Here is a 5,400-nt window from a genome sequence, read left to right on the forward strand (position 1 = left end):
CACCCCCCGCCCGCAACACACCCAACAACGCCACCACCAAATCAACCGACCGCTCCAACAACACCCCCACCACCGACTCCGGCCCCACACCCCGACCCGCCAACACACCCGCCAACCGACCCGCCCGCACATCCAACTCCCCATACGACACCCGCTCCTCCCCACACACCACCGCCACCGCACCCGGATCCCGCACCACCCACTCCCCAAACAACTCCACCACCGAACCCACCACCCCCACCACCGGCGAACCATTCCACTCCACGACCATCCGCTCGCGAACGAGCGGTGACACCACAGCGACCTCACCCAGAGGTGTCTCCGGTGCACTCTCCAGCGCCTCGACCAGGCTTTCGGCCGCGTTCTGCAGCAGCGCGCACACCAGCTCCGGATCCCCCGGCGCCACCGCGTCAGCCGTCAACCCGAACGCGGTCCCCAGATCATCCACCGACACCGACAACGGATAGTTCGTCCGGTCCTCGGTCGACAGCATCGCCACCCCGGCAAGACCTCCACTCCGCCCGCCCCCGCCGCCCCGGCGGGGCTGACCGCCATGACGGTAGTTCAGCAGGGACGTGAAGAGCGGGGCTGCGGCGGGGACGCCGCTGGCTTTCTGCGCCAGGGCGAGCGGGGCGTGCTCGTGCACCAGCAGGCCGGCCAGCTGCCCCTGCATCGCCCGCACCGCCCCCACCGCATCCAGACCTGTCATGTCCACCCGCACGGGAAGGGTGTTCATGAACGGACCCGGAATCCGGTCGGCACCCCGCCCGGAGTTCATGCGGCCCAGCAGCACGGTCCCGAACACCACATCCGTCCGGCCGGCCAGGCTCGCCAGCACTCGCGCATACGCCACATGGAACAACGTCGCGGGACTCACCCCGAGGCGGCGGGCCTGCTCCCGCACTCGGTCTCCCAGTCCGTCATCCACCCGCAGCCGCGCCTGCTGCACACCCGTGCCGTCGCCGCGCGTATCGGCCAGGCCGAACGGCAGCGTCGGCTCCGTCACGTCCCTCAGCAGTTCCGCGAAGAACTCCTCATGCTCGGCGCGGGAGACCCCCAGCCTGGCCTGGGCCACGAAGTCCCGGAACGGCAGCGGGTCAGGGAGAGCTTCACTGCGCCCGGCCATGAACGCAGCGACCTCGCCCAGCACCACCTGCAGTGCGGTGTGGTCCTGGAGCAGGTGATGCACCTGCACCAACCCGAGCCACCGCTCACTGCCCGGCTCGGCCGCCACGTGTACGCGCAGCAACGGTGCCTGCCGCAGGTCCATCCACCGTCCGGCGAGCGCGAGCAGCTCAGCCTGCGGGTCGTCACCGTCCCCGGTCAGGGCGACCTCGGTGACCGGGATGACCGCGTGCCGCCGGACCACCTGCAACGGCTCCGGCAATGCCTCCCACACGAGCCCGGTGCGGTAGATGTCGTGCCGGTCCACCACCCGCTGCAGCGCCGCCAGGAACCCATCCAGCCGCTCACGGCTGTCAAAGCCGAGCATCATCGGCACGAGGTATACGTCCGCCTCACCAGGGCCGGTGAGCAGGTGGTGGAAGAAGATGCCTTCCTGCAACGGTGCCAGCGGATACACGTCGGCCACGTTCGGCGCGCCTCCCTCGACCGACGCACAGACCAAGTCGATCTGCGCGGCTGTCAGCTCCACCAGCGGCAGCATCTCCGGCGTAATCACCTCCACGCCCTCTTCGGGAATGCCGTTCGCAGGCACCTCCACCACGCCCCCGCCACTGCCGGCAGCTGCCAGCGCCGCAGGGGTCGGAGCCTCGAACAACACCCGAACCGACACCCCGAACCCACGCTCACGCAACCGCTGCACCAACGACACCGCCAGCAACGAGTGCCCACCCAGCTCGAAGAAGTTGTCGTCCACCCCTACGCGTTCGACGCCCAGGACATCCGCGAACACCTGGCACACCAGCTCTTCAGCCACCGTGGCAGGCCCCCGCCCACCGGCAGACGAGTACTCAGGCGCGGGGAGCGCTGCCCGGTCCAGCTTCCCGTTCACCGACAAGGGCAGCTCGTCGAGCACCACGACGGCGGAGGGCACCATGTACTCCGGCAACCGCGCGCTCCCAAAGGCCCGCACTTCGCCGGACAGTTCATCGCCCAATCCATCGCTCTCGGGTACGACGTACGCGACGAGGCGCTCATCACCCTGGGTGTCCTCACGGGCGACCACCACCGCCCGAGCCACCTCGGGATGTGCCGCCAGCACGGCCTCGACCTCACCCGGCTCGACCCGGAAGCCACGGACCTTCACCTGATCGTCCGCCCGGCCGACGAACACGAGCTGCCCGTCCGCGGTCCACCGCGCCAGGTCACCGGTCCGGTACATCCGCTCGCCCGAGTCGCCGATCGGGCAGGCCACAAACCGCTCTGCCGTCAGCCCCGCTCGTTCGTGGTACCCGCGGGCCAGGCCCGTGCCGGCCACGTACAGCTCCCCCGCCACACCCGGCGGGACCGGCTCCAGGAACCGGTCCAGGACGTAGACCCGGGTGTTGTCGACCGGTCGGCCGATCGGGACGCTCCCACCTGCCGCCTCACGCGTACCGCCGTGCCATGACGTCGAGTCGACCGTGGTCTCCGTCAGCCCGTAGACGTTGTGCAACTCCACGTCCAACAGGCTCGTAACCCGTTGATGCAGAGCGCCCGTCAGCGCCTCACCACCGCAGAACAGCATCCGCAGGCTCGTGCAATCTACCGCGTCGGACTCGGCGACGAACACCGACAGCAGCGAGGGTACGAAGTGCGCGGCGGTGACTTCCTCACGCCGCATCAAGTCCGCCAGGTATGCCGGATCGCGGTGGCCATCCGGCGCGGCGATCACCAACGCCGCCCCGGACATCAACGGCCACCACAGCTCCCAGACCGACGCGTCGAATCCGAACGGCGTCTTGTGGAGCACTCGATCCGACGCCTCCAGCCCGAACACCCGCTGTGCCCAGAGGAGGTGGTTCGCCAGACCGCCGTGGGTGACCACCACACCCTTCGGCCGCCCCGTCGATCCGGACGTATACATCACATACGCCGCATGCCCAGCCGTCAGGACCGGGCGCCTCCACTCATCCCTCCCAGCCGGCTCCGCCTCGTCGACGGCAAGCACGGGGACAGTCAGATCTGCCGGAAGTTCACCAGCCTGCGCGCGCGTCGTGAGCACACAGGACGGGCGGGCGTCGGTCAGCGTGAAGGCGATCCGTTCAGAGGGATAGGCCGGATCGACGGGGAGATAGGCAGCACCGGCCTTCCACACCGCCAGCAAAGCCACTACCAGCTCGACCGAGCGCTCCAGCATGACCGCCGCCACCGACTCCGGCCCCACACCCCGACCGGCCAGCACCCCCGCCAACCTGTGCGCCCGCTCATCCAACTCTCCGTACGACACACGCTCATTTCCATACACGACCGCCACAGCGCTCGGATCCCGCAGCACCCGATCCTCGAACAGCGCCAGCCAGGTGGTCTCCGGCTTCGGTACGACGGTGTCGTTCCAGTCGTTCACCACCTGGTGCCGTTCCGCCTCCGACAACACCTGGACCTGCCCCACCCGAGCCTGCGGGTCTGCGGCGACCAGCGACAGGACCTTCACCAACCGCTCAGCGACCGCATCCACGGTCCCCGCGTCGAACAGATCCGCCGCCCCGGTAACCGACCCCCGCAACCCCACCGGGCGGCCTTCACCGTCAGTCACCTCACCCAATGACACATCGAGATCGAACTTCGCCACCCGCAGACCGCCGGACACCGGCGCCACCCGCAGACCGGGGAGGTCCAGCCTGGCCTGACCCAGGTTCTGGAGAGTGAGCATGACCTGGAACAGCGGATGCCGCGCGAGCGAACGGTCCGGTGCCAGCACCTCCACCAACCGCTCGAACGGCACCTCCTGATGCTCCAGCGCCGCCAGGCTTGTCTCCCGTACCCGCTCCAGCAGCTCGCCGAAGGTCGGGTCCCCCGACACATCGGTACGGAGCACCAGGGTGTTGACGAAGAACCCCACCAGGTCGTCGAGGGCCTGGTCGGTACGGCCGGCCACCGCCGTACCGACGGGAACGTCCTCGCCCGCACCGAGCCGGGACAGCAGTACCGCCAGCGCGGCCTGCACCACCATGAACAGGGTCACGCCCTGCTCCCGCGCAAGCGCGGTCAGCTGCGCGTGCACCTCCGCCGGGACGACGACCGACGCCGTGTGGCCCTGGTGCGACGCGGCTGCCGGCCGCGGCCGGTCGCCCGGCAGCACCAGCTCCTGCGGCGCCCCCGCCAGCGCGTCCCGCCAGAAGCTGACCTGTCCGGCCAGCACACTGCCCGGATCACTCTCATCACCCAGCAGCTCCCGCTGCCACAGGGTGTAATCCGCGTACTGAACCGGCAGCGGCTCCCAACCGGGTACACGGCCGTCACACCGTGCGGCGTACGCGACGGAGATGTCCTGAGCCAGGGGGCCCATGGACCATCCATCCCCCGCAACGTGATGCACCACCACGACCAAGACGTGCACGTCCGCACCGGTCTCGAGCAGGAGCGCCCGCAGCGGTACCTCGACGGCGAGGTCGAACCCGCGTCCGGTCTCCTCCATCACCAGGTCCGCCACCTCAGCCTCGGCGGCCTGCGCGACCCGGAGCACCTCCCCCAGCTCACCGGCAGTCAGAACCTGCTGATACGGCTCCCCGTCCACCACCGGAAACACCGTCCGCAGCACCTCATGCCGGCCCAGCACATCACCGAACGCCGACCGCAGCGCAGCCACGTCCAACACACCTTCCACACGGAGGGCGATAGGGATGTTGTACGTCGCGCTCGGGCCCTCCAACTGCGCCAGGAACCACAACCGCCGCTGAGCAAACGACAACGGCACCCGCTCCGGCCGCTCCCACGACGTCAGACTCACTCGCGCCGCGTCAGCACCCGCGATCCGAGCAGCCAACACCGCCGGCGTCGGAGCCTCGAACAACACCCGCACACCCACCTCGACCCCAAACACCACCCGCAACCGCGACACCAACCGCATCGCCAACAACGAATGCCCACCCAGCTCGAAGAAGTCCTGCTCAACCCCCACCCACTCCAGACCCAACACCTCACCAAACACCTGACACACCAGCTCCTCGGCCACCGTCGCCGGGGCGCGTCCGGTGTCGGCTGCGGCGTATTCGGGGGTGGGGAGGGCGGCTCGGTTGAGTTTGCCGTTGATGGTCAGGGGGAGCTCGGGCAGGGGGACGAAGGCTGCGGGGATCATGTAGGCGGGCAGGTGTGCGGCGGTGTGGGCTCGCAGGTCCACAGTCAGGTCAGTGATGTCTGTGACGGTGGTGGTTTCGGGGATGATGTAGGCGATCAGGCGGGTGTCTCCGGGAGTGTCGGTACGGGCGACGACGGCCGCCTGGGCCACCGCGGGATGCG

The 5,400-nt window shown here is 69.3% G+C and carries 1 protein-coding gene; it reads right to left on the bottom strand.

What is annotated here, in order from left to right; all coding sequences use genetic code 11:
- Positions 1-5,400: amino acid adenylation domain-containing protein (locus ACFC1X_RS40520; protein ID WP_376364714.1), on the bottom strand; the 5,400-nt coding region annotated here is incomplete at both ends.

The sequence above is a fragment of the Streptomyces sp. NPDC056128 genome (genome assembly GCF_042263835.1).
Taxonomy (GTDB): Bacteria; Actinomycetota; Actinomycetes; order Streptomycetales; family Streptomycetaceae; genus Streptomyces.